Annotated in this window: 22 protein-coding genes; 17 read left to right on the top strand and 5 right to left on the bottom strand. The window is 51.7% G+C overall.

The genetic code is table 11. The features are described 5' to 3' along the window. Nucleotides 1–190: 190 nt before the first annotated feature. The 4 genes from DEP07_RS07195 (at nucleotide 191) to DEP07_RS07180 (ending at nucleotide 2699) form a co-directional block, all read left to right on the top strand. Nucleotides 191–499 carry a hypothetical protein gene (locus DEP07_RS07195; protein WP_287102308.1) on the top strand — a complete coding sequence of 103 codons (309 nt, stop codon included), beginning with the start codon at nucleotides 191–193 and terminating at the stop codon, nucleotides 497–499. Nucleotides 500–839: 340 nt separating this feature from the next. After that, nucleotides 840–1094, top strand: a complete 255-nt coding sequence (locus DEP07_RS07190; protein ID WP_287102307.1) for a hypothetical protein — start codon at nucleotides 840–842, stop codon at nucleotides 1092–1094. Between the two features lie 123 nt (nucleotides 1095–1217). Next, nucleotides 1218–1844, top strand: a complete 627-nt coding sequence (locus tag DEP07_RS07185; RefSeq protein WP_173597493.1) for a hypothetical protein — start codon at nucleotides 1218–1220, stop codon at nucleotides 1842–1844. Nucleotides 1845–1955: 111 nt separating this feature from the next. After that, nucleotides 1956–2699, top strand: a complete 744-nt coding sequence (locus DEP07_RS07180) for a suppressor of fused domain protein (RefSeq protein ID WP_122964275.1) — start codon at nucleotides 1956–1958, stop codon at nucleotides 2697–2699. 52 nt (nucleotides 2700–2751) lie between these two features. Here the strand turns inward: DEP07_RS07180 and DEP07_RS07175 are convergent, their stop codons facing one another. Both DEP07_RS07175 and DEP07_RS07170 read right to left on the bottom strand, forming a co-directional pair. Further along, nucleotides 2752–3822: a hypothetical protein gene (locus DEP07_RS07175; RefSeq protein WP_242772048.1), complete on the bottom strand. Its 1071-nt coding sequence runs from the start codon at nucleotides 3820–3822 to the stop codon at nucleotides 2752–2754. Beyond that, nucleotides 3806–4339: an RNA polymerase sigma factor gene (locus tag DEP07_RS07170; protein ID WP_122964273.1), complete on the bottom strand. Its 534-nt coding sequence runs from the start codon at nucleotides 4337–4339 to the stop codon at nucleotides 3806–3808. Before DEP07_RS07170 ends, DEP07_RS07175 begins: the two co-directional genes overlap by 17 nt. Before the next feature lie 250 nt (nucleotides 4340–4589). Here DEP07_RS07170 and DEP07_RS07165 point away from each other — a divergent pair, with 250 nt between their 5' ends. Continuing rightward, a complete protein-coding gene (locus tag DEP07_RS07165) occupies nucleotides 4590–5699 on the top strand; it encodes a peptidylprolyl isomerase (protein WP_242772047.1) in 1110 nt (369 codons plus the stop codon). A gap of 88 nt (nucleotides 5700–5787) precedes the next feature. Here the strand turns inward: DEP07_RS07165 and DEP07_RS07160 are convergent, their stop codons facing one another. Then, the gene (locus tag DEP07_RS07160; protein WP_242772046.1) at nucleotides 5788–6834 is read right to left on the bottom strand and encodes a superoxide dismutase; all 1047 of its coding nucleotides are present in this window, start codon (nucleotides 6832–6834) and stop codon (nucleotides 5788–5790) included. A 169-nt stretch (nucleotides 6835–7003) separates the two neighbouring features. On the opposite strand from DEP07_RS07160, the gene racE reads away from it, so the two are divergent. Both racE and DEP07_RS07150 read left to right on the top strand, forming a co-directional pair. Continuing rightward, nucleotides 7004–7816, top strand: coding sequence for a glutamate racemase (gene racE, locus DEP07_RS07155; protein ID WP_063231179.1), 813 nt, complete (start codon nucleotides 7004–7006; stop codon nucleotides 7814–7816). Nucleotides 7817–7919: 103 nt separating this feature from the next. Beyond that, on the top strand, nucleotides 7920–8972 hold the full coding sequence (locus DEP07_RS07150) for a GerMN domain-containing protein (RefSeq protein WP_122964270.1): 1053 nt from the start codon (nucleotides 7920–7922) through the stop codon (nucleotides 8970–8972). 69 nt (nucleotides 8973–9041) lie between these two features. On the opposite strand, the gene DEP07_RS07145 is transcribed toward DEP07_RS07150, so the two are convergent. Next, the gene (locus tag DEP07_RS07145; RefSeq protein WP_242772044.1) at nucleotides 9042–10313 is read right to left on the bottom strand and encodes an MFS transporter; all 1272 of its coding nucleotides are present in this window, start codon (nucleotides 10311–10313) and stop codon (nucleotides 9042–9044) included. A gap of 237 nt (nucleotides 10314–10550) precedes the next feature. Here DEP07_RS07145 and rph point away from each other — a divergent pair, with 237 nt between their 5' ends. The 10 genes from rph (at nucleotide 10551) to DEP07_RS07095 (ending at nucleotide 22498) form a co-directional block, all read left to right on the top strand. Next, nucleotides 10551–11312: a ribonuclease PH gene (rph, locus tag DEP07_RS07140; protein WP_063231181.1), complete on the top strand. Its 762-nt coding sequence runs from the start codon at nucleotides 10551–10553 to the stop codon at nucleotides 11310–11312. 1 nt (nucleotide 11313) lies between these two features. Next, on the top strand, nucleotides 11314–11898 hold the full coding sequence (locus tag DEP07_RS07135; protein ID WP_173597505.1) for an XTP/dITP diphosphatase: 585 nt from the start codon (nucleotides 11314–11316) through the stop codon (nucleotides 11896–11898). Between the two features lie 46 nt (nucleotides 11899–11944). Further along, complete coding sequence (locus DEP07_RS07130; RefSeq protein ID WP_122964267.1) at nucleotides 11945–12469, top strand: metallophosphoesterase family protein; 525 nt, start codon at nucleotides 11945–11947, stop codon at nucleotides 12467–12469. 142 nt (nucleotides 12470–12611) lie between these two features. Further along, entirely contained in the window at nucleotides 12612–13904 is a 1293-nt protein-coding gene (gene tig / locus DEP07_RS07125) for a trigger factor (RefSeq protein WP_063231184.1), read from the top strand. A gap of 168 nt (nucleotides 13905–14072) precedes the next feature. Continuing rightward, nucleotides 14073–14654, top strand: coding sequence for an ATP-dependent Clp endopeptidase proteolytic subunit ClpP (gene clpP / locus DEP07_RS07120; RefSeq protein WP_122964266.1), 582 nt, complete (start codon nucleotides 14073–14075; stop codon nucleotides 14652–14654). A gap of 20 nt (nucleotides 14655–14674) precedes the next feature. Further along, the gene (gene clpX / locus DEP07_RS07115; protein ID WP_063231186.1) at nucleotides 14675–15940 is read left to right on the top strand and encodes an ATP-dependent protease ATP-binding subunit ClpX; all 1266 of its coding nucleotides are present in this window, start codon (nucleotides 14675–14677) and stop codon (nucleotides 15938–15940) included. Between the two features lie 176 nt (nucleotides 15941–16116). Beyond that, complete coding sequence (gene lonB / locus DEP07_RS07110; RefSeq protein WP_287102306.1) at nucleotides 16117–17838, top strand: ATP-dependent protease LonB; 1722 nt, start codon at nucleotides 16117–16119, stop codon at nucleotides 17836–17838. A gap of 257 nt (nucleotides 17839–18095) precedes the next feature. Further along, entirely contained in the window at nucleotides 18096–20438 is a 2343-nt protein-coding gene (lon, locus tag DEP07_RS07105) for an endopeptidase La (protein ID WP_122964264.1), read from the top strand. Continuing rightward, the gene (gene yihA / locus DEP07_RS07100) at nucleotides 20435–21091 is read left to right on the top strand and encodes a ribosome biogenesis GTP-binding protein YihA/YsxC (RefSeq protein WP_122964263.1); all 657 of its coding nucleotides are present in this window, start codon (nucleotides 20435–20437) and stop codon (nucleotides 21089–21091) included. The genes lon and yihA overlap by 4 nt, the downstream gene beginning before the upstream one ends. Before the next feature lie 54 nt (nucleotides 21092–21145). Beyond that, nucleotides 21146–22498 (top strand): protein O-GlcNAcase, encoded by a 1353-nt coding sequence (locus DEP07_RS07095; protein WP_242772039.1) that lies wholly within the window; start codon nucleotides 21146–21148, stop codon nucleotides 22496–22498. Between the two features lie 119 nt (nucleotides 22499–22617). Here the strand turns inward: DEP07_RS07095 and DEP07_RS07090 are convergent, their stop codons facing one another. After that, nucleotides 22618–23559 (bottom strand): DMT family transporter, encoded by a 942-nt coding sequence (locus DEP07_RS07090; protein WP_305852251.1) that lies wholly within the window; start codon nucleotides 23557–23559, stop codon nucleotides 22618–22620. Nucleotides 23560–23747 lie beyond the last annotated feature (188 nt).

Here is a 23747-nt window from a genome sequence, read left to right as displayed (position 1 = left end):
CCAGTTAGGTGTTGACAATCCACATGCTATCAAAGGGAATCTTAGAGGGTATCAAAAAATTCTGTGTAAATGTGCTCAAGTAATAGTGTTAAAAAGATGACTTCTTTATCTGTATCAGAAGTCATCTTTTACTGTTCCAGGAAAAAATGAGTCAAGTTATCAATCTAACAAATAGGAAGGTGAGGGGGGAATGGAATCACTCGGGCAATATTTCTTGGAAGAGGAAATTGAAGAAATATCGTTATTAAAAGAATTGTGCGATGGGATGCTGATAGATGGCAAACAAGTGGTATGTTTTGAGATTTTGGACGATATTCTTAATTCACGATGTGAAATTAAAAAATTGTCAGAAGCAGATTTACTGGTAACGCTTGAGCAATTAAAGGGATTTTATACATTCTGGGAAGATATAGAGTGGTACGATAATGAGAAACTTAGAACTTTATTACCAAAGTTCAAAAAAATCATCAAACAAGAATGGAAAGCAAGAAAAAGATAAAAGCTGGAGACGGGTATGCAACAACAATGCAGATCCTTTGCGAAGGATGGATTTTGTCCGTCACATTTTAAAAGTCGCTGGAGGAGATATAGTGGGAATGGAGTTACTGCCTATTTGGGCATGAATCAGGTTAATGTCTAAAATTATGATTTTGAAGTAAACGGGTGGCTACGGAGGTGTTTCATTATGAGGAGTTTTGGAGATAAAAACATATTTGCAATGCAGTATGAGTTCGGGGTCAATCCTTTTAATGAAGCCAGTTTGACTGGTGAAACATGGGGGCAGCTTAAGTTATTTGTTCACGGTATAGATGTTTGTCGTTTTAAAAGAGGGGGATCGCGTGACTGCCTTTGAATGGAATTTGATATACATGGTTGAATGGCTCAGCGAAAATGTAAAGTATATTTTGAGAGACGAACCTTTCTCCCTTCCTGTTAAAGGACAACATTCACTTGAACTGTTGAAACATTGTCTGTTGTTTGAATCAGACGATGATGTGGATGTGATGCGTGGTTTGATGCAAAGCAAGAAGGGGAGTTTAAGCACTCATGGTTTTCAAATAGAGCAGGCTTTTTTTGCCGGATGTATTTTTTAGAAGAGTTGGCGGTGACATCGAGATAGCTTGGAATAATGAATCAACGTACTCTTCAAAGGGAATCTCATTTATGAATCCATCTTCCCGCGAAACCTGATTAATTAGCAAGAGGGGGAACACCCAGTGCGACTGTGGTTGAAAGTAATGTGGGTCATCACTATACTCGTTAATTTATCAGGTGTTATCTGGTTTGTACTGGGTTCGACTGCAAATTTTCAACGGGGTATAGACTTAATTTCCACAGTAATACTTGTGTATCTAGGTATACCCTCCATTTTATTGATAGTCGTTTCTAGTTTTCTATTATTGAAAAAGTGGAGTCCAGCTAGGTGGTGGGAGGTCATTGGGGTTTTCATGATCATGACTGCCATGCTTGTACTGACTCCACATTTGTATAAAAACGTAGAGACGAGCGGATGGTTAACAGAGAAACTAGAGACGGATTCCATCCAGCAAACCTCAGATCAGCGCTATATGTACTGTTTAGAACTTATTAATTTGTTTCAGCAAAATGGCTCAGCTCGCTTGTATTTAAAAAATGCGAATACACGGGAGGAACTTAGAATCGCTGTAGACCTACCGTTAACCAAGATTCAAGGAATATCTTGGGGTGAAGTGCCCCGCTTTATTAAGCTTGAGCCAACAAACGACGCAAATATATACATCCTGCATACAACCGAGAGCTTTCCTATTCCAAATGAAAAGTTTGAAATTCATATACAAGAGAAAACATCAGTAAAAATAGGCTAAGAGCATGTCATAAATGAGAGCGATTCAAATTTTAACCTCTATCCCCCATCCAAAACAACCGATGTAATAAAAGGATAAAAAATCCAAAGTCCAAGAAAGCGAGGCACCACCATGAACTTTTTCAAGAAATTGTTTGGCGGCGTGGAAACTGACGAAAAAGCAAAGGACGGCACTGCGATTTATACCTACAACCAGCAAGCTGGCTTTGAACCGCCGGCTCCGATGAAATATGTAGACGATGTCGTGAACCACTTTCAAACGGTTTTTGCCGGGAGAGAGAGCAGCGTTTTCCATGAGATCATTTCCGATACCATCCATATTGATGTCAATGTCATGAGCCCGACAGAAGAAGAGCCATTCTGGGTGCTGTACACAAACGGGATGAGCGATTTGCCGATGACGATTCCGGATGAAGTACAGGAGCAGATGGAGGAAGTGATCGATCGGGCGGAAGTGATGATATTTTTGCCAGCCTCCTGGGAGCTGACAGAAGAGTCGCTGAAGGATGAAAATCTGTACTGGCCGATCCGGCTGATGAAGCAGATGGCGCGTTTTCCGCACCAGTACAATACGTGGCTCGGTTACGGACACACGATTCCGAATTATGCGGAATATGAGCCGTATGCGGATGGGACTGGACTGAATGGCGTCATTATGTTCCAGCTCTCCGAGGAACTCAGCGTCATTTCTGCCAAGGACGGAACGCAGATTCACGCCTACTTCTTGCTTCCACTGTATAAAGAAGAGATGGACTACAAGCTGGAGCACGGCATGGATGCCTTGCTGGACAAATTGTTTGAACTGGGCGATGAGGCGCTCATTTTAAATCCGAACAGAAAAAATACGTGCAAGTAAAATGCGAAAAAGCTGCTGACCATGACCCTAGTCAAGTCGGCAGCTTTTCCTTTTATTTTTCCATGCGGATGCTGTAAATATTGCCGACGTCCAAATTGTAAAGGTGGATGGAAAAGCTTGGTTTCCCTGGGCTTCTCAGCACGTAGCCGCCCCAATCTTTGCCGCCGTGCGCTGTGTATCCGCTGATGTCCATGCCAAAAATGTCTTGAATGAGCGGCTTGGTAACAGGAATGACTTCATCCAGTGCTTTGATTTTGTACATATCTGTTACATAGTCCACCTTGTACACTTGACCTGTCGTTGCGCCGACTGTCACCGCATAGTTCGCTTGTTTGTTGTCGAGCTGCCAAGTAGCTTCGCCCGTCTCTTTCCTTTTTTTGGCTTCGGTAAAGGCAAACTGTTTTTCGTGGGAGAGGCGCGTCAAGGCTGTTTGTGCGATGGAGATTGCCTTTTGATCCACGTCTTTTGGGTTGTAATTCAATGCGAAACCAGCGACTTTGTTTGTGGCAAAATCGACTTGGACGTGCTGATTGCCCGCAAGCTCGAAGGAAAAATAGTGTTCGCCCATGCCTTTAAAAAACCAGCTTTTCTGGAGGGCAACCTGCTGGGAAGCCTCCTTGAAGGCGTTCTGCGCCGTTTCTACATATTTTTGATAGGGCGGGATCAGTTCGTTTGTGGCAAATTCAGCGGCAACACTGCGAACTTCTGTCGTGCCAGGCTTGAACGTTACGATGGCTTGGTAATCTTTTGCCCGGACAATCGTGTATTCCGCGTCTTTTTCGAGCTCGTCAAAAGGAAAGGTTTTCTGAATGCCGCTCGCTGCTTGTACGGCTTTTTGGGCAGCGGCAAAATACGTTTGCTCCTCAGGAGTCAAAGCTGCCTGACTCGTTGTTTCTGCCGGAACAGCAAATGGTTTCAGCCAGAAAAAGCCGAGCAACAAGCCGCAGGTGATCAGTCCTTTGGCCATCCAGCCGTAATACGCTTTTCGTTTGTTCACTTTTTGCAGTTTGCCTCCTTCTTTTCGTACACCTTCCAAGATCGCCTGGCTGCGTTCCCGGGAAAGGCTTTGCTTCGGGAATTGGTTCAATTCCTCCAGGATGATCTGCTCATCTTGTGATGGCATCGTGCATCACCTCCGCAATCGAAACATGCATTTTGTTTTGAATCGCCTTCATCGCTCTGTGCAACGTGAGATTGACCTTGGCTTCCGTCCAGCCCAAAACCTCCGCCGTCTCCTTGCTCGATAACCCCTTGATTCCGCGCAGGATCAAAACGTCCCGATACGAACGCTTCAACTGATTGATCAGCTCGTACAGCATGCGCTTGTTTTCGCTTAACTCCAGCGACTCCTCGGGTGTTTTATCGCGCGAAACGAGATGCTGCAAAAACACATCCGGCAGCCAGTTGATCAGCTTGGCTCGGCGCTTTTCATCAATGGCTACGTTTCGCGCAATGGCAAACAGCCACGTTTTTGGATTCTCGATCTCTGTTTGCTGTGCTGCTCTCAGGGCACGAATAAAGGTCTCTTGAACCAGATCGTCGATATCTTTTCGCCCGGTGTAATAGACGAGAAACCGATAGACATCTTGGCTGTATAAATGAAACCATTGCTCGATTCGCGAGCCAGTATCTTGATTCAAAAGGGTTTCACCTCCTTGTCCCTGTAAAGACGAATAAAGGCTTGGCAATCTTTCACTTGTCCGAATAAAAATATGAACCTTTCAAAAGGAGCAGTCAAATGCTTTCAGCCAGAAAAACTTGCTCCCGGCGAGAGCAAGAGTGGCGGATGAAAAGTAGAAATATTCCAAAAACAACTACCTTCCAGACAAGCTTTACGCTATACTACCTTCATGGAAATATTTTCAAAAGCACATTTAGGGGGCGAATCTATTGAAAAAGCTTGTTTCCTTCCTGGTAGTCGCAAGTATGGCTATCCCACTGTTTAGCCCGGTTGCTGTCCAACAAGCAGCTGCGAGCACCACTCATAATTATCGAACAGAAGTCCAGACACACCAATTTCGCCCGCATGGTGGAGACAAGCAGGAAGTGGCGGATTTCGCCCAGGCTTTGGTGAAGCATCGCACCAATCCGGCCGAGCTGGACAAGCTGTTGGCAAAAGACTCCCTGAATTACTATGCGATGCAGGAGTATGTAAAAACGTTGGCCCAGTTCCAGAAGATTGAAGTGGTGGAAGCGGTGCCGCAAAAGCTGTACACCGTGGAAAAAGAGGACGCTTACAACAGCTATCGTTCCATTGTGAAATTTAAATATATCGGGTACACAGCGGACAATAAGGCAATCGAAAAAACAGATTTGATCGGCCTCGTCAAACGCGGCAACAAAGACGGGGCCGTCTGGCAGGCGTGGGGCATGGTGTGGCAGGATACAGGCATCGACGTCTCCAACGTGAAGCTGTTTCAGCTTGAAAAGCCGCGCAAAGGGGAAGAAATCGTCGTCATGACTACCGATGCGGGAGTGATCAAGCTGAGGCTGTTCCCGGACAAAGCTCCGAAAGCGGTCGAGAACTTCAAGGGACTCGCCAAAAAAGGCGTCTACAACAACATGATTTTCCACCGGGTCATCAACGACTTCATGATTCAGGCGGGAGAGCTTACTGGCCCGGATGGCAAGGAGCTGCCGAGCATTTACGGCAAAGATTTTGCAGATGAGTTCAACCGCGACTTGTTCAACTTCCGCGGGGCGCTGTCCATGGGCAACGCAGGACCGAACACGAACAGCACGCATTTTTATATCGTCCAAAGTCCGAATGTAGATCAGGAGTACCTCGATCTGTCCGCGCTCCCGCTGAATGCAGAAGCCAAGTACAAGGAAATTGGCGGGCGGGCGTACCTGGACAACCGCCATACCGTTTTTGGTCAAGTGTTTGAGGGGATGGAAGTCGTAGACAAGATTGCCGCCCAAAAAACCGATGAAAACGCCAAGCCGCTCACAAATCCGGTCAAGGTGAAAAAGATCGAGTTCGTCATTTACAATCCGTAACGAACAGGAAACAGGACCCAGAAGCCTTATACCCCCTTTCATCCCGACGTCTTGGGAGAACAGGGGGTTTTTTTGCGGGGAAAATGGCTCAAAACGGCTCCCAGCGCAGCTTGCGCGCTTGCTGAAAACGTTCCTGGACATAGGGCCAATGGACGATGTTCCACCAGTTTTCCACGTATTTGTCGCGCTGGTTTTGATAAGACAGGAAGTACGCGTGTTCCCAGACGTCCAGAACGAGGAGCGGGATCGCATCCCATTGGGCGAGATTTTGGTGTTTTTCCGCCGTCAGTATTTCCAGGTGGTGCGCCCGGGGAGACCAGACGAGGATCGCCCAGCCAGGGCCTTCCACTTTGACAGCGGCCTGGGAAAATTGCTGCTGGAATGCGCCAAAAGACCCGAAATACCGCTGGATCGCTTCGGCCAGCTCTCCCGTAGGAGCACCACCGCCCTCTGGACTCATGGACGGCCAGAAAATGGTATGCAAATAATGGCCAGCCCCATTGAAGGCAAGCTCGCGTTCCCAGTGGCGAACCAGATCGTAGTTGCCGCTTTGCCGGGCTTCGACCAGTTTTTTCTCCGCCGTGTTCAGGTCGTCGACATATTTTTGATGCAGCTTTTCGTGGTGAATGCGCATCGTATGTTCGTCGATGTATGGCTCAAGAGCGTTGTGCGCGTATGGCAGCGGAGGCAGAGTGTGGCGTCCGGCAGCGACAGGGCGGGTTGCGCGAACAGGTTCCCGGGCTGTTGGATACGACACGGGCATGGGGGCGCCGACAGGATCGACCTCTGCGAGAGTTGCTGTGTGGACCAACTGAGTTTCGGGGAAATCTTCTTGAACGGGAACGATGGCGGTGGCGTCGTCTTGCTGCTCCTCTTCGGTCAGTTGCGCCAGTCGCAAAAAGTGGTGGAATTGCTCCTGAACTTGTTCGGCCCGCGCAATTAACGTCGGCAATGTCTCCTCGGCAGCCAACTTATCCAGGCGCGAAGCCTGTCTTCCTATTTTCGTAAAAGACTCTTCGAATTTGTGCAGATGCCGTTCCAGCTCGCGGTTTATTGGTTTCTGTTTTCGCAGATGGTCGATCCACTGACGGCCCCACTGACTCCAATCCAGCAGTTGCTTGGCTTGCTCCTCCACAAACATTCCTCCTCACATGGGCGCATCTCTCCCACAGATTATGAACGCAGCCCAGAGAAGGTGCGACATTCGCGGAGTACAAGAAAATTAAACTCAGCATATGGTAGTAGCACAAATGTTTGAGTGGTATGCTGTACTATATTCATTTCAACAGGGGAGACACATTTGCATGAGTAGAGATGGAGCGATTGCTGTCATTGATTCAGGAGTGGGAGGGTTGACTGTAGCCAAAGAGATCATGCGTCAACTGCCCGAAGAAAGGATCATATACGTAGGAGACAACGCGCGGTGCCCGTACGGCTCCAAGTCCCCGGAAGAGATTCGGACATACAGTTTTCAAATGATTGATTATGTAATGACCACACCGCTTAAAGCGCTGGTGATTGCTTGCAATACAGCAACTGCTGTCGTTTTGGAAGAAGCGATCTCTTATTTGCCGCTGCCGGTAATCGGGGTGATTGAGCCGGGAGCGCGTGCTGCCGTTTCAGTGACGAAAAATGGACGGGTCGGAGTGATCGGTACGGAGACGACGATTCGCACGAAGGCGTATGAGCGCGCTCTGCTGCGGGCGGAGCCGGATTTATACGTGGTGGGAAAGGCTTGTCCTGCGTTTGTGCCATTGGTGGAAAGCCATCAGGCAAGCTCGGAAGAGGCACGCCAAGTCGTCAAAGAATCACTGGCGTCGTTGCAGGGCGAGAATCTGGATACGTTGATTCTCGGCTGTACGCATTATCCGTTGCTTGCGCCCGTGATCCAGGAAGTCATGGGAGATGGCGTCCGGCTGATCAACTCAGCGGAGGAAACCGCCCGTGAGCTGTCGCTGCAAATCGTCTCCACGGAAGCTGGCAAGAAGCTGGAACAAGTACAGCACCTGTTTGTCACAAGCGGCGAGACAGAGCGTTTCCGGCTGATTGCGGAGGAATGGCTGGGCAGCAAGGTGGACGTCATTCACCACACGCTGGAAAAATCTGTGCAGCCTTAAAACGGCGGAAGGCCGTCCATTTTGCCAGACAAACTTTCAACGCATAAACCCAAGCCCTGCTCGTATACATGGTAGTACAAAGTGTCTGGAGGAGGCTGGGGAAATGAAGATGCGACACATAGGCAAAATGACGGCTGTCCTGGGGGTAAGCGCCGTGCTTTTGTCGGGCTGCGGTCTTTTTGGCCCGGAACAGGAAACGAGCAGTATCGACGCACCGCCACAGTCACAGGTGTCGGCCAATCAGCCAAATGGCACCGTGTCACCGGATGTCGCGGTGCAAGGAAAAGAGCAGGCGGTTCAAGAGACAAACGAGAAGACCGTTTATTTGCTCGATGCAAACGGCTATGTCGTGCCCGTGTCCTTGACGATTCCCAAATCGGAGGGGCCTGCCAAGCAAGTCTTGAACTACATGGTCAAAGGCGGTCCTGTGGAAAGCTTGCTGCAAGGAGGGTTCACGGCTGTGCTGCCAACCGGGACAGAAGTGAAAGGACTCGTAATCAAAGACGGCGTGGCGACGGTGGACTTTTCCAAAGAGTTCAAAGCGTATGAGGAAAAGGACGAGAAAAAAATTCTCGACGCTGTGACGCGGGCGTTGACGGAATTTCCCAATGTCAAAACGGTGCAAATCTGGGTGAACGGAACACCGTTGACCGAGATGCCGACAGCAAGTACGCCGATTACGCAGCTGGACCGCAATCATGGGGTGAATCTGGAGCTGGCAGACGGAGCCGTGCCGGGCAACACGTCAGCAGTCACCGTGTACTTCCAGGGACAACTGAATGACACCCGTACGTATTACGTTCCGGTCACGCGACTCGTTCCAGAGACAGCCGACATCGCCAAGGCGACAGTGGAAGAGCTGATCAAGGGGCCGAAGCAAGGCTCGCAGCTATTCAGCTCGCTGCTCAGAACGACCCGCGTACTGGACGTGAAGCAGGAAAAAGACTTGGTCACCGTCAATTTGAGCAGCGATATTCTCAAATACGACGATGGCAAGGAAGCCAGTCCCGAGGCGCTGCAATCCCTTGTGCTTTCCTTGACCGATTCGACCGGAGCCAAGCAGGTGCAGCTTCTCGTCGAGGGCAAACCGCTTGCCAGCGGAGATTTCACCAAGCCGGTATCCCGGCCGTTGCAGCTCAACCCGCTCGCTTTTTAAATCAACCAGCGCAATGCCACGCCCGCCAGTTTTCGAGCGTGGTTTTTTCTTTTGCACGACAGTTCACGGCTATATGCTGCGGGATGGCACTGGCTGGTCGTCAGCCGTTTCAGCCATCTCGGCCGTTCGTGCCGCTCGCCAGATCAGAAGGCCGAGACAAATCGAGCAAGTGGTGACGAACGCCCCAGCGGCAAAACCGACAATCCGCGGATCGGCAAAAGTCAAAATCCAGCCGCCAGCGAGCATGGACAGGCCGAGCAGGACGTTTGAGAGCGTGGCTTCCAGAGCGAAGACCCGGCCCAAATAATCAGGTTTGACGTACTTCATCAGCAAGGTGTTCAGGCTGGCATTCCCCATTCCGCCTGCTACAGTCGAGCAAGCGTAGCAGGCGGCTGTGACAAAAATCGACGGCGACACGCTCGTCAGCAGGACGAAAAATCCTTCGAAAGCGAAGCTGACCGAAGCGATCGCCCGCGTATGCCGCTGGAACTGCTGGGCTACGATCCCGCCAGCGATGAAACCTACCCCGATTGCCCCGTACAAAAGCCCGATGCCCCATTGCCCCGCAGCGAATACTTGATAGGCGTAGACGGAAATCAGCACATTGATCAAGCCGCCGCCAATCGGCCACAGCGCTGTCAGCAACAAAATCACGAGCACAACCGGAGTTGCTTTGATCTGTTGCCAAGCTTTTTTGTAGGAAGCGCTGTCTGTTGCCTGCGATTCCACTTGTCGCTGCTTGGCGGGTGCAGTCGTGCCGTCGGTCGTAGTAGCGACAGTCAACCGCTGCAAAAGGAGAGCGGAGACGAAAAACGACAGCGAATTGAACCAAAAAGCCACTTCGCTCCCCCAGAGCGCGACGAAAAATCCGCCGACAAGCGAGCCGATCGCCATCACAACTCCGAAGACGCTCTGATCAAGGGCGTTGGCGGAAGCAAGCCCGCTTTTGTCCACGATGTCGGGGAGAATAGCCAGGCGGGACGGATTGTAGAGCGAAGAAAACGCGACGAGCAAAAAAGTGCCCGCATACACGAGCCATACGTCGGCATCACTTGCGACGAATAAAAAACAGAGCGCGATGAGTCCGCGAGCGAGATCGCAAACGATCATCACTGATTTGCGGGAAAAACGATCCGCCAAGTATCCGCCCAGCGGCCCGAACAGCAAGTGCGGCAACGTCCGCAGGGCAAGCGTAATTCCGACTGCCAGCGCTTCGCCTGTTATTTGCAAAAGCAGGCTGAGAACCGCGACGCTGTTGAACCAGTCGCCGATTCCGCTGAGCAGATTGGCTGATACGAGCCGCCGCATGTTCGGATTTTTCAACAAGAAAAGAAAGTTCATTTTTCACCATCCTCTAATTAATTAAATATCTAATTAGATGTTATTCTAATTTGAGGCATCTGTTTTTCGCAAGCGCTTTTTCTTGCTTCGCGGGGAAAGAAAGCATCCCGTCGCGCAAGTCATTGGAAAATTGCCAATTGAGGCAAATAGCCCAGAGCGGTTTGGGCAGTGGCAGATCGTTTCGTGCCTCTGGTATAATGAGCGGAGTGTAACAAAGCGATTTAGGAGGAACTTGGAATGAGAGTGGATGGCCGTGCCCATGACCAGTTGCGCCCAGTAACGATTACGCGCAATTACATTAAACACGCAGAAGGATCATGCCTGATCGAAGTCGGAGATACGAAGGTGATTTGTACGGCGACTCTGGAGGATCGGGTACCGCCTTTCATGCGTGGCGGCGGGAAGGGCTGGATCACAGCCGAGTATTCCATGCTTCCCCGAGCGACAGCGACCCGCAACGCGCGTGAGTCTTCCAAAGGAAAAGTCGGAGGACGGACGATGGAAATCCAGCGGCTGATCGGCCGTGCGCTTCGTTCGGTGGTGCATCTCGAAGCGATGGGAGAACGTACAATCTGGCTGGATTGCGACGTGATCCAGGCGGACGGAGGGACGCGCACAGCTTCCATTACGGGAGCGTACGTGGCGATGGTCGATGCCATGCATAAGCTGGTGGAGAACGGCGTATGGAAGCAACTGCCGCTCAACGATTTTCTGGCGGCGACATCCGTCGGCGTGATCGGCGAGGAGACCGTGCTCGATTTGAACTACAAGGAAGACTCGACTGCAACGGTTGACATGAACGTTGTCATGACAGGCAAAGGCAAATTCGTCGAGCTGCAAGGCACAGGCGAGGACGCACCGTTTTCCCCTGAGCAACTGCAAGAGATGATCGCCTTGGCGAAAATCGGGATCGGCAATCTGATTCAAAACCAGAAGCAGGCGCTCTCGGATGTTCCCCTGACATTTGCAGAATCGGTAGCGGAGGAAAGTCATGTCTGATCTGAAAAAAGTCGTGCTTGCGACGCGCAACCAAGGGAAAGTAAAAGAATTTAACCGACTGTTTGCCGAGTACGGCTGGGAAGGAATCAGCCTGGCCGAGTATGAAGGCGTTCCGGAAGTGGTGGAGGACGGAGAGACGTTTGAAGCCAATGCCCTGAAAAAGGCAATCGAAATTTCTACATACTTGAATCTGCCGGCTCTCGGTGACGATTCCGGACTGGAAGTAGACGCGCTGGATGGCCGTCCAGGCGTCTACTCCGCCAGATACGCCGGAGAGGAAGCGACTGACGAACAAAACTGGCGCAAGCTTTTGACCGAGCTTGACAGTGTGCCGATGGAGCAGCGCACGGCGCGTTTTCGCTGCACGCTGGCGCTGGTGATTCCGGGCGAAGAGCCGATCATCGCGACAGGTGCCTGCGAAGGCATGATCGCGCGCGAGCCAAAAGGCGCAAACGGTTTTGGCTACGATCCGGTCTTCTACATCCCTGAGCTGAACAAACAGATGGCAGAGCTTTTGCCGGAAGAAAAAAATCAGATCAGCCACCGGGCGAAAGCGATGCAGAAGCTTTTGGAGCTGCTGAAATAACGGGCCGTACAGCCTGACAGAAAGACAACACGGGAGAGTGAGTGCGATGGGAATCCTCGTCGTAAGTGACAGCCACGGCCTGGTCAGAGAAGTCGCTCAGGTGGTCAAGAGACACCCTGTCGACAAAATTTTGCACTGCGGCGATTTTTGTGTCGATCACAAGCGTGAGCCGTTCGCCGGGATGACTTTGGTGAGAGGAAACTGCGATGCGACATCAGAGGTTCCGACCGAGCAACAGACCAAATGGCGCGATCTCCACATCCTGCAAACCCACGGACACCTGTTCGGAGTAAAAAGCTCGCTGCTTCGCCTGCACTACCGGGCAGAGGAAGTCGGTGCGAATGTAGTCGTTTTCGGTCATTCGCACGTCCCGGCCTGTGGCGTGGAACGGGATATTTTGTTTGTAAATCCTGGCAGCCTTCAGATGCCCCGCGGCTTCGCTGTGCCGACCTATGCGATCATCGAGGAGACAGGAGTCACCCCGCAAACGGTCCAGGTGGCAGTTGCGTTTTACGACTATCAGGGCAATCCGGTAAGGGAGCTGGGAGGAAGCTATTCGATTCGGCGCTGAAGCGAGTGGCTTCTTGTAAAATAAAAGATTTATGCTATACTAGAATGGTTATAATGGCTAGAATATTATCATCCGAGCCTGCGAAGATACCATGGCGCGGCTGGCGATGTTCTGTTGATTCGATTTAGGAGGGGAAGTTTACGTGGCAGCAAATTGGGAAAAGGTAGAGAATAACCAGGGAGTCCTGACGGTTGAAGTAGATGCTTCGCAAGTAGACGCAGCATTGGATCAAGCGTTTAAAAAAGTTGTGCAAAAGGTTCAAGTTCCAGGATTCCGCAAAGGAAAAGTACCTCGCAAAATGTTCGAATCCCGTTTTGGTGTAGAATCTCTGTACCAAGACGCACTCGATATTCTGCTTCCAACCGCTTACGGACAGGCTGTTCGTGAAGCTGGCATCGAGCCGGTAGATCGTCCAGAAGTAGACGTTGAGCAAATGGAAAAAGGGAAAAACCTGATCTTCAAAGCTACGGTAACCGTTAAGCCTGAAGTGAAACTCGGCGACTACAAAGGTCTGGCTATCGAAGAAAAAGACTTCGCAGTGACTGACGAGAGCGTGGATGCTGAACTGAAGCGCATGCAAGAGCGTCACGCTGAGCTGGTATCCGTAGAAGAAGGCGCTGCACAAGAAGGCGACATCGCGGTTATCGATTTCGAAGGCTTCCAAGACGGTGTTGCATTCGAAGGCGGAAAAGCAGAAGACTACTCTCTGGAACTGGGTTCCGGCACTTTCATCGCTGGTTTCGAAGAGCAACTCGTAGGTCTTGCAATCGGCGAAGAAAAAGAAATCAAGGTTACCTTCCCAGAAGAGTACCACTCTCCTAACCTCGCTGGTAAAGAAGCGGTATTCCAAGTGAAATTGAACAGCCTGAAGCGCAAAAACCTGCCAGTTCTGGACGACGAGTTCGCAAAAGACGTGAGCGAGTTCGACACACTGGAAGAGCTGAAAGCTGACACCAAGAAAAAGCTCGAAGAAAAATCCGCGCAAGAAAAAGAACAGTATGTTCGTGAACAACTGGTTCTGAAAGCTGCGGAAAACGCGGAAATCGATTTGCCAGCAGTAATGGTTGAGCATGAGCTGGACCAAATGGTGAACGAGTTTGGCCAACGCCTCCAATACCAAGGAATGACTCTGGAGCTGTACTACCAGTTCTCCGGTATGGATGAAAGCCAACTGCGCGACCAACTGCGTGCAGACGCTACTTCCCGCGTTCGCACATCCTTGACTTTGGAAGCAATCGGCAAAGCGGAAAAAATCGAAGTGACAGAAGAAGATGTAACAGAAGAGCTGAACAAGCTGGCTGGCGTATACGGCCGTCCTGCTGACGAGCTGCGCAAAATCTTCACTGCTCAAGACAACCTCTTGGCACTGTACCGCGACGTTCAAATTCGCAAAACGGTTGATTTCCTGGTTGCAGAAAGCAAAGTAAGCGCATAAGCTTAGGAAGACGCATGATTGGTTAGTGGTCAGGCTCTCTTGACCACTGGCTGTACCAACCACAAGGCACGATGCACTCGTGCCTTGTTTTTCCACCATCGACTTTTTGGTAAAATCCTTCTCACTTAAAGGGCCATCCCTTTTACCGCAAAGGAGGAAAGATACATAATGCTGATCCCTATGGTCATCGAGCAAACCAGCAGAGGCGAGCGTTCCTACGATATTTACTCGCGCCTCTTGAAAGACCGGATTATTCTGCTCGGCACCGAGATTGACGACGAGGTAGCCAATCTGGTGGTCGCGCAACTGCTCTTTTTGCAGGCAGAAGATCCGGACAAAGACATTTCGCTATACATAAACTCTCCAGGCGGTTCTGTTACAGCAGGTATGGCTATCTATGACACCATGCAGTACATCAAGCCGGATGTGTCCACGATTTGCGTGGGCATGGCTGCCAGCATGGGAGCATTTCTCCTGGCTGCTGGCGCAAAAGGCAAGCGCTTTGCTTTGCCAAACAGCGAAGTGATGATCCATCAGCCGCTCGGCGGCGTGCGCGGACAGGCAGAAGACATTCGCATTCATGCCGAATGGATTTTGAAAACGAAGCGCCAGCTGAACCAGATTTTGTCTGAGCGTACAGGCCAGCCGTACGAACGTGTTGAGCTTGATACGGATCGCGACAACTTCATGAGTGCAGAAGAAGCCAAGGCTTACGGATTGATTGACACGATTATCGAACGCAAAAACTGACCCGTTGTGAGGTGAAGCGCATGTTTAAGTTTAACGACGACAAAGGCCAACTGAAGTGCTCCTTCTGCGGCAAGTCCCAGGAACAGGTGCGCAAGCTGGTAGCCGGTCCTGGCGTTTACATTTGTGACGAGTGTATCGAACTGTGCAACGAAATTGTGCAGGAAGAGCTGGGCACGGAAGAAGAAATTGACATGAAGGAAATTCCAAAGCCTGTGGAAATCCGCAAAATCCTGGACGACTATGTCATCGGTCAGGACCTGGCGAAGAAATCTTTGTCGGTAGCGGTGTACAACCACTACAAGCGGATTAATTCCGGAGCGAAGATCGAAGATGTGGAGCTGCAAAAATCCAACATTTTGCTGATCGGACCTACAGGTAGCGGGAAAACGTTGCTCGCCCAAACGCTGGCGCGTATCTTGAACGTGCCGTTTGCGATCGCAGATGCCACCTCGCTGACTGAGGCTGGTTATGTGGGCGAAGACGTGGAAAACATTTTGCTCAAACTGATCCAGGCTGCTGACTACGATGTAGAAAAAGCCGAAAAAGGCATCATCTACATCGATGAGATCGATAAAGTTGCGCGCAAATCGGAAAACCCTTCGATCACACGCGATGTTTCCGGTGAAGGTGTGCAGCAGGCTCTCCTGAAAATTTTGGAGGGAACTGTTGCCAGCGTGCCACCGCAAGGCGGACGCAAGCATCCTCATCAAGAATTTATCCAGATCGACACGTCGAACATCCTGTTCATCTGTGGCGGTGCTTTCGATGGCGTAGAGCAAATCATCAAGCGCCGTTTGGGTAAAAAAGTGATTGGCTTCGGCGCTGATTTTGGCGATGGAGTCAAAGGCGATCTGAAAGCAGGCGAGTACCTGAAGTACATCCTGCCGGAAGACTTGCTGAAATTCGGTCTGATTCCGGAGTTCGTCGGCCGTTTGCCAGTTCTGGCGACATTGGAGCCTTTGGACGAGGAAACATTGGTGCGCATCCTGACAGAACCGAAAAACTCCCTGGTGAAGCAGTATCAAAAACTGCTCAGCCTGGACGGTGTTGAACTGGAGTTCGACGCTGGCGCCCTCTTGCAAATTGCCAAAGAGGCAATCAAGCGCAATACAGGGGCTCGCGGACTGCGTGCGATCATCGAGCAAATCATGCTCGATATGATGTATGAGCTGCCTTCCCGTGAAGACGTGACCAAATGCGTCATCACAGAAGAAACGGTGCGCGACAAAGTGAAGCCGCGTCTCATGACCAAAGAAGGTCAAGAGCTGCACGGCGAAACGGCATAAAGACGCTTCAAGCAAAACCATCCCGTTTTTCGGGGTGGTTTTTTTCCATATTCATCCTGTGCGCTTTGCGGGTTTATGGTTTACGTATACGGATGCGGGGCAATACTACTTGATATCGCTGAAGAGATTTTACATATGCGTAAATAAGCTGCATGGACGCATGGGAGGGACTGCATATGGACTATACCACACTGGTCATTGCTGTCATTGAAGTGGTCGTTGGGATTGTCATCGGCACCTACTTCTGGAATTTGCTGCGAGCGCAGAGAAACACGAAAACTTCCACGGAAAAAGAATCGCGAAAAGATCTGGACTCGATTCGCAAAATGAGAATGATTGCATTGACGGAGCCTTTGTCGGAAAAAACACGTCCGGCTACTTTGGAAGAAATCGTCGGCCAAGAAGACGGACTGCGCGCTTTACGAGCCGCGCTGTGCGGGCCGAATCCGCAGCACGTCATCATTTACGGTCCGCCGGGAGTGGGCAAAACGGCTGCTGCCCGGGTCGTGCTGGAAGAAGCGAAGAAAAACCAACTGTCGCCTTTTAATGCAGACGCCAAGTTTATCGAGATTGACGCCACGATCGCCCGGTTTGACGAGCGCGGCATCGCCGACCCGCTCATCGGCTCTGTTCACGATCCGATTTACCAGGGGGCAGGTTCGCTCGGGCAGGCGGGTATCCCGCAACCGAAGCCGGGTGCTGTCACGAAAGCACATGGCGGGATGCTGTTCCTTGACGAGATCGGGGAGTTGCATCCTGTACAGATGAACAAACTGTTAAAAGTGCTCGAAGACCGCAAAGTCATGCTGGAAAGCGCTTATTACAGCGAGGAAAACAACCAGATTCCTTCGCATATTCATGATGTATTCAAGTATGGACTGCCAGCGGATTTCCGCTTGGTCGGGGCAACGACGCGGCTGCCGGATGAATTGCCAGCGGCTTTGCGCTCCCGTTGCCTGGAAATTTTCTTTCGCCCGTTGAAAGGGGCGGAAATCGGCAGCATCGTGCGCACAGCCGTTCCGAAAATGCATATGAACATTGATGAGGATGCGGTGTCCGTCATCGAGCGGTATGCCACCAACGGCCGCGAAGCGATCAATACATTGCAAATCGCCGCCGGAATTGCCTTGACCGAGGAACGCAAAAACATCATCGCGCAAGATGTGGAGTGGGTCGTGCACAGCAGCCAGAAGTCGCCGCGCCCTGAAAAACAGGTGCATGATACGCCACAAGTCGGTCTGGTGAACGGGCTTGCCGTTTACGGGCCGAACATGGGCAGCGTCATGGAGCTGGAAGTGACCGCTACGCCTGCTGCTGTGCCCGGACAAGGCCGGATGGCCATGACAGGGATGGCAGAGGAAGAGGAGATGGGCAGCCGCAGTCGCACCATCCGCAGGAAGTCGATGGCAAAAGGTTCGATTGAAAACGTCCTGACCGTCCTCAGCCGCATGGGTGTTCGCCCGTACGATTACGATCTGCACATCAATTTTCCGGGCGGTGTTCCGGTCGACGGGCCATCAGCGGGAATTACCATCGCGACCGCCATTTACTCCGCGATCACGGAAGTGCCGGTCGACAATTTGCTCGCCATGACTGGAGAGGTAAGCATTCACGGCAAAGTGAAGCCTGTCGGCGGAGTCGTCGCCAAAGTAGAGGCAGCCAAACAAGCGGGAGCCACACGCGTGTTGATCCCCGAGGAAAATTGGCAGAGCATTTTTGCCGACATGAAAGGCATTGAGGTCATTCCTGTCTCAACGGTGTCGCAAGTCATTGAACTGGCTGTGCCGCAAGTCATTGAACTGGCTGTGCCGCAAGTCGCTGTACAGGAGGAAGAAGCGCCTGGCTTTACGCTCCAGCTTCCGGCGGAGGATCTGGCTTCCTCGCCTATGACCCTGTAGCAGTCGCGTGCGCCCGCAGATTAGACATCGGATTGTGTTTGCGCTACAATGGTAAAAAGCTTCTGCTTGCAAAGAGCCCGGGGCCCTACCCGGCCTGTTACGGGCTCCCCAAATGGCGGGAAGATCAGTTTTTCTCGCGCTTGCTTTTGGGGTGATTCGGATATGCCGGGTGGGCAAAAAACGGCTTTGGGAGCCGTTTTTGTCTGTTATCAGGCTCTTGGTAAGAGGGATAGATCAACAAGGAGAGGTGCATCCGCTTGGGCGAACGTTCCGGTAAACGAGAATTACCGCTTCTCCCGTTGCGAGGATTGCTTGTGTATCCGACCATGGTACTCCACCTGGACGTTGGACGGGAAAAGTCCATCCGCGCGCTGGAGCAAGCCATGGTGGACGACAACAAGATTTTGCTTGCAACACAGGAAGAAGTCCACATAGAGGAGCCAGATGCAGAGCAAATCTACAGCATCGGTACCGTTGCGCGTGTCAAACAAATGCTGAAGCTGCCAAACGGCACAATCCGTGTATTGGTGGAAGGGCTGCAACGCGCGAAGATTGAGGAATATCTTCAACAGGAAGATTATTTCGTCGTGTCTATTACATACTTGCAAGAAGAAAAAACGGAGGAAAACGAAGTAGAAGCCTTGATGCGCTCGCTGTTGAACCATTTCGAGCAATACATCAAGCTTTCCAAAAAGGTTTCTCCCGAGACGCTGACATCCGTGACAGACATTGAAGAGCCAGGCCGACTGGCTGACGTGATTGCTTCCCATTTGCCGCTGAAAATGAAGGACAAACAGGAAATTTTGGAGACGGTCAACATCAAGGAGCGGCTCGAAATTTTGCTGGATATCCTGAACAACGAGCGCGAGGTTCTGGAGCTGGAGCGCAAGATCGGCAACCGGGTGAAAAAGCAGATGGAGCGCACGCAAAAGGAATACTACTTGCGTGAGCAAATGAAAGCGATCCAGAAAGAACTGGGCGACAAGGACGGCCGTCAGGGAGAAGTGGATGAGCTGCGCTCGCAGTTGGAGAAGTCCGACGCTCCCGAGCGAATCAAGACCAAAATCGAAAAAGAGCTGGAGCGCCTGGAAAAAATGCCGGCAACTTCCGCAGAAGGCTCTGTCATTCGCACGTATATCGACACCCTTTTGGCGCTGCCATGGACGAAAACGACCGAGGACAATTTGGATATCCATCACGCGCAGGAAGTTCTGGACGAGGATCACTACGGACTGGAAAAGCCGAAAGAACGCGTGCTGGAGTATTTGGCTGTGCAAAAGCTGGTCAATTCCATGCGCGGGCCGATTCTCTGTCTGGTTGGACCTCCGGGGGTAGGGAAAACTTCCCTCGCCCGTTCGATCGCACGCGCACTGGAGCGCAACTTCGTGCGGATTTCGCTCGGAGGCGTGCGCGATGAAGCGGAAATTCGCGGTCATCGCCGCACGTATGTAGGTGCTCTGCCAGGGCGAATCATCCAGGGAATGAAGCAGGCTGGCACGATCAATCCGGTCTTTTTGCTCGATGAGATCGACAAGCTGGCATCCGATTTCCGCGGAGATCCTGCTTCCGCGCTTCTCGAAGTGCTGGACCCGAACCAGAACGACAAGTTCAGCGACCACTATATTGAAGAGACGTACGATCTGACGAATGTCATGTTCATCACGACGGCGAACAGTCTCGATACGATTCCGCGTCCGCTTCTCGACCGGATGGAGGTCATCTCGATCTCCGGCTACACCGAGCTGGAAAAGCTCAACATCATGCGCGGGTACTTGCTGCCCAAACAGATGGAGGAGCACGGTCTTGGCAAGGATAAGCTGCAAGTGCACGAAGATGCCATGCTGAAGCTCATCCGCCTGTATACGCGTGAAGCAGGCGTGCGCAACTTGAACCGGGAATCCGCCAATGTATGCCGCAAAGCAGCGAAGCTGATCGTCAGCGGAGAAAAGAAGCGTGTCGTGGTCACGGCCAAAACATTGGAGACGCTGCTCGGAAAACCGCGCTTCCGCTACGGATTGGCAGAGCAAAAAGACCAGATCGGCTCCGTAACAGGTCTTGCCTGGACACAGGCAGGCGGGGATACGTTGAACGTAGAGGTCAGCATTTTGCCTGGAAAAGGCAAGCTCACCCTGACCGGAAAACTCGGCGATGTGATGAAGGAATCGGCGCAGGCTGCGTTCAGCTACATTCGCTCGCGCGCGGACCAGTGGGGAATTGATCCGGCCTTCCATGAGAAGAACGACATTCACATTCACGTTCCAGAAGGCGCGATTCCGAAAGACGGTCCGTCCGCAGGGATTACGATGGCGACCGCGCTTGTCTCGGCTCTAACCCAGGTTCCTGTGAAAAAAGAAGTGGGCATGACCGGGGAAATCACGCTCCGCGGCAAAGTGCTGCCGATTGGCGGCCTGAAAGAAAAGTGCATGTCAGCCCATCGCGCTGGCTTGACGACGATTATTTTGCCAAAAGACAACGAGAAAGACATTGAAGATATTCCGGAGAGCGTGCGAAAAGAACTGACTTTTTATCCGGTCGAGCACCTGGATGAAGTATTGCGCCACGCTCTGACCAAACAGCCGACAGCAGGTGACAAAGCATGAAAGTAACATCATCCGAGTTCGTCATCAGCGCTGTCGGACCGAAACAATACCCGGAGGACGGCCTGCACGAGATTGCGCTGGTAGGCCGCTCCAACGTGGGCAAGTCTTCCTTGCTCAACAAAATGATGAACCGCAAAGGGCTTGCCCGCATCAGCTCGCGGCCCGGCAAGACCCAGACGCTGAACTACTTCCGCGTCAATCAGATGCTCTATTTCGTCGATTTCCCCGGCTACGGCTACGCCAAGGTCGCGAAGACGATCAAGGAACAATGGGGAAAAATGATCGAAGGCTACCTGAAAAACCGCGAACAGCTGCGGTTTGTCATCCAGCTGGTTGACATTCGCCACGCACCGTCCAAGGACGACGTGGCGATGTACGACTGGTGCAAACAGATCGGCATTCCTACAGTGATCGTGGCGACCAAGGGCGACAAAATTGCCCGTGGACGCTGGCTGCAACATACAAAAATCATTCGTCAGACTTTGAACATGCGTGGCGGCGATACGATCATCGTGTTTTCTTCGGAAACAGGACAAGGCAAAGATGAGCTGTGGGGAGAAATCATGCGCCGTCTGCGCGAAAGCAACGAGTCTGCACAGGAAGCGGGAGCAGCAGCTTCGGTTCCGGCAGCGACCTCAAGCGAGTCAGAGTAAGGGAAGAGAAAAAGTCCAAGACCCAATCCGCAACTGGGAAGGGGAGGCATTCTTGTGAGCAAACTGGCTTGCTTTGCCGTACGCGGTGTGATCGAAGGCTTCTACGGAACGCCCTGGACGCATGCAGAGCGGCTGGACATGATTGATTTTTTGCATCGGCACGATTACAATGCCTATTTCTACTCGCCAAAAGACGATCTGTTTTTGCGGGAGCGCTGGATGGAGCCGCACCCGACAGAAGCGATGCGTCAGCTGGACGAACTGATTGACAGCACAAGGCAGCGCCAGATGCAGTTCGTCTACTGTTTAAGCCCCGGCCTTAGCATGGAATATGCGAATCCGGCCCATATCAAGCAGCTTGTTCAAAAATATCGGACGATGTACGACAAAGGCGTCCGGTATTTTTCCTTGTTGTTTGACGACATTCCCATGCACTTGCTGCATGAGCAAGACATTGCGCAGTTCGCTCACCTGGCAGACGCTCACGTGCAAACGGCCAGCCGGGTATGGGAGATGATGCAAGGATGGGGCGAGCCGGTCAGGCTGTTTGTGTGTCCAACCCAGTACAACGGGATTGGCAAAGAGCCATATATCCAGCATCTCGGCCAGCATTTGTCCGAAGAGATGGATTTGTTCTGGACGGGACGCTTCGTTTGTTCTCCGTACTTGACAGATGGGGATGCTGTACGCTTTGCCGAGTACACGCGCCACAAGCCGTTTTACTGGGACAACTACCCGGTGAACGATCTGGCTATGGCAAACGAGTTGCACATTGGCCCTTTGCGCCATCGCGACCCTGACTTGTGGCAACACGCTTCGGGTTATGTGGCGAATGCGATGTCGCTGCCGGAGTGTTCCAAGATTCCGTTGATGACGACGGCTGCGTATTTGCGCGATCCGTACGGCTACGATCCGCACATCGCCTGGAAACAGGCGGTGGCAGAAGTAGCGGGTGATGCCGATGCCGATGCTTTTTTCGCGTTTGCCGATAATGTGCAAAGCTCGTTTTTGTGTGAAGTCGAGTCGCCGCGTCTGCTCGAAGCGTTTCTGTCCTTTCGCTTTCAGTTTTTGCAGGGGGATCGGAACAAAGCAGTCTCTGAGCTGAACTTGCTTTTCCGCGAGATGGAGCAGACCGCCCACCAGCTGCTGGGAGGAATGAGCAACTACAAGCTCGCGAAGGAAGCGCGGCCGTGGATTGAAAAATACCGCCATTGGGCAAAAGTGGGGCAATCGGCTGTCGCCTTGATTGACCACGGAACGAGCGGCCGAGTGCCGCATGCGGCTTTCCACCTGATGCGGCTGCGGCAGTGGCTCAAGCGGACGGAGCGATTGCCGCAAAAGGTGTGCGGGCAAGTCATGCAGCTGTTTGTCGATGCCATTTTGCAGGAAGTGAAAAAAAGCTCCTGACGCGCGATCCAGGCGTGTCGGAGCTTGTTGGCCGCAAGCGGTCAGAGCCAATTTCATGGAAAAAGGTTCCTTTTCCAGCGGGGAGAAGGAACCTTTTTTCTGTCATTTTTGCCACTCAGTCAGGCCGATTCGCGGCCTGCTTTTGTTTTGTCTTTTCGCTCGCGAGCTTGCTGGAGCCATTGGGCGATCGGCAGCTCTGCCAGGATCATTCCGGTAAAAATCATCAAGCAGCCAGTCAGCTGGCGTCCGTTCAATACTTCATGAATGAAGATGTACGAAGTAAGGGCGGCAAACACAGGCTCAAGGGCGAAAATGAGTGCCACTCGCGTCGAGCTGGTTTGCTTTTGCAAAGCCGTCTGGGCCAAAAAGGCAAGCGCGGTCGCAAAGATCGACGTGACGATCAGGCCCATTGCCACTTCGGGGATGAACAAGATCGCCGGATCAAACGCACGGCTCCAGTCTTCGAAGAAAAAAGCGTAGAGCCAGCTCATGACCGCGACGGTGCCCAGTTGAACGATGGCGAGCGGCAAGGCCGAGAAGTGTGGCGCGTACTTTCCGGTAAAAACGATCTGCATGGCGAAGCAAATCGCACAGCCGAACACGAGCGCATCACCCAGGTTGAACGAAAACTCCTGATTTTGGGTCAGCAAATACAAGCCTGCTGCTGCGAGAATCACGCCAATGACGGCGACAACCTTGATTCTGTCGCGCAAAAGCAAAAAAGAGAACAGCGGCACGAGCACGACAGACAAGCCTGTAATAAATCCGGCTTTGGAAGGCGTCGTGTAAAGCAGGCCGACTGTTTGCAGAGCGTAGCCAAGACAGAGCCAGAAGCCGAGAATGATGCCAGCGCGAATGATCGGACCGCGGAACTCGGTAAGCTGGCGACGATTGCGAATCAATAGAATGACGAGCAAAAACAGAGCGGCTACTGTGAAGCGCACAGCATTGAACGTGTTGGGGGGCAGTGAGGCGATCGCCTGCTGTACGATTAAAAATGTGGTTCCCCAGACCAAAGCGATAAGAAGCAGCGTTATGTCTGCCATCCATGGTTTTCTCAATGCTTCTTTTCTCTCCTCCCGGCTTGTTTACGAAATTTTATATTTATAGACGTATAGCCAGCATCATACGGTATCGGCAATGGGATTTCAAGCGGATTTATGCGCCATTTGTCGCTTTTTGCCGCGGTTTGCACCCTAGCGATTCGACTCTATGAGCGCCCAAAAGTGCGTTCAGTTAATAAACTTTT

The organism is Brevibacillus sp., assembly GCF_003521185.1.
In the GTDB taxonomy this organism is placed as follows: domain Bacteria; phylum Bacillota; class Bacilli; order Brevibacillales; family Brevibacillaceae; genus Brevibacillus; species Brevibacillus parabrevis.
This window is presented reverse-complemented; position numbering and strand designations above follow the sequence as displayed.

What these genes read in the sequence shown, in the direction of transcription:
- DEP07_RS07195 (WP_287102308.1), top strand. Translation starts at nt 191, where the DNA reads ATGGAATCACTCGGGCAATATTTCTTGGAAGAGGAAATTGAAGAAATA.
- DEP07_RS07180 (WP_122964275.1), top strand. Translation starts at nt 1,956, where the DNA reads ATGAACTTTTTCAAGAAATTGTTTGGCGGCGTGGAAACTGACGAAAAA.
- DEP07_RS07175 (WP_242772048.1), bottom strand. Translation starts at nt 3,822, where the DNA reads ATGCCATCACAAGATGAGCAGATCATCCTGGAGGAATTGAACCAATTC.
- racE (WP_063231179.1), top strand. Translation starts at nt 7,004, where the DNA reads ATGAGTAGAGATGGAGCGATTGCTGTCATTGATTCAGGAGTGGGAGGG.
- DEP07_RS07150 (WP_122964270.1), top strand. Translation starts at nt 7,920, where the DNA reads ATGAAGATGCGACACATAGGCAAAATGACGGCTGTCCTGGGGGTAAGC.
- DEP07_RS07145 (WP_242772044.1), bottom strand. Translation starts at nt 10,313, where the DNA reads ATGAACTTTCTTTTCTTGTTGAAAAATCCGAACATGCGGCGGCTCGTA.
- rph (WP_063231181.1), top strand. Translation starts at nt 10,551, where the DNA reads ATGAGAGTGGATGGCCGTGCCCATGACCAGTTGCGCCCAGTAACGATT.
- DEP07_RS07130 (WP_122964267.1), top strand. Translation starts at nt 11,945, where the DNA reads ATGGGAATCCTCGTCGTAAGTGACAGCCACGGCCTGGTCAGAGAAGTC.
- clpP (WP_122964266.1), top strand. Translation starts at nt 14,073, where the DNA reads ATGCTGATCCCTATGGTCATCGAGCAAACCAGCAGAGGCGAGCGTTCC.
- clpX (WP_063231186.1), top strand. Translation starts at nt 14,675, where the DNA reads ATGTTTAAGTTTAACGACGACAAAGGCCAACTGAAGTGCTCCTTCTGC.
- lonB (WP_287102306.1), top strand. Translation starts at nt 16,117, where the DNA reads ATGGACTATACCACACTGGTCATTGCTGTCATTGAAGTGGTCGTTGGG.
- yihA (WP_122964263.1), top strand. Translation starts at nt 20,435, where the DNA reads ATGAAAGTAACATCATCCGAGTTCGTCATCAGCGCTGTCGGACCGAAA.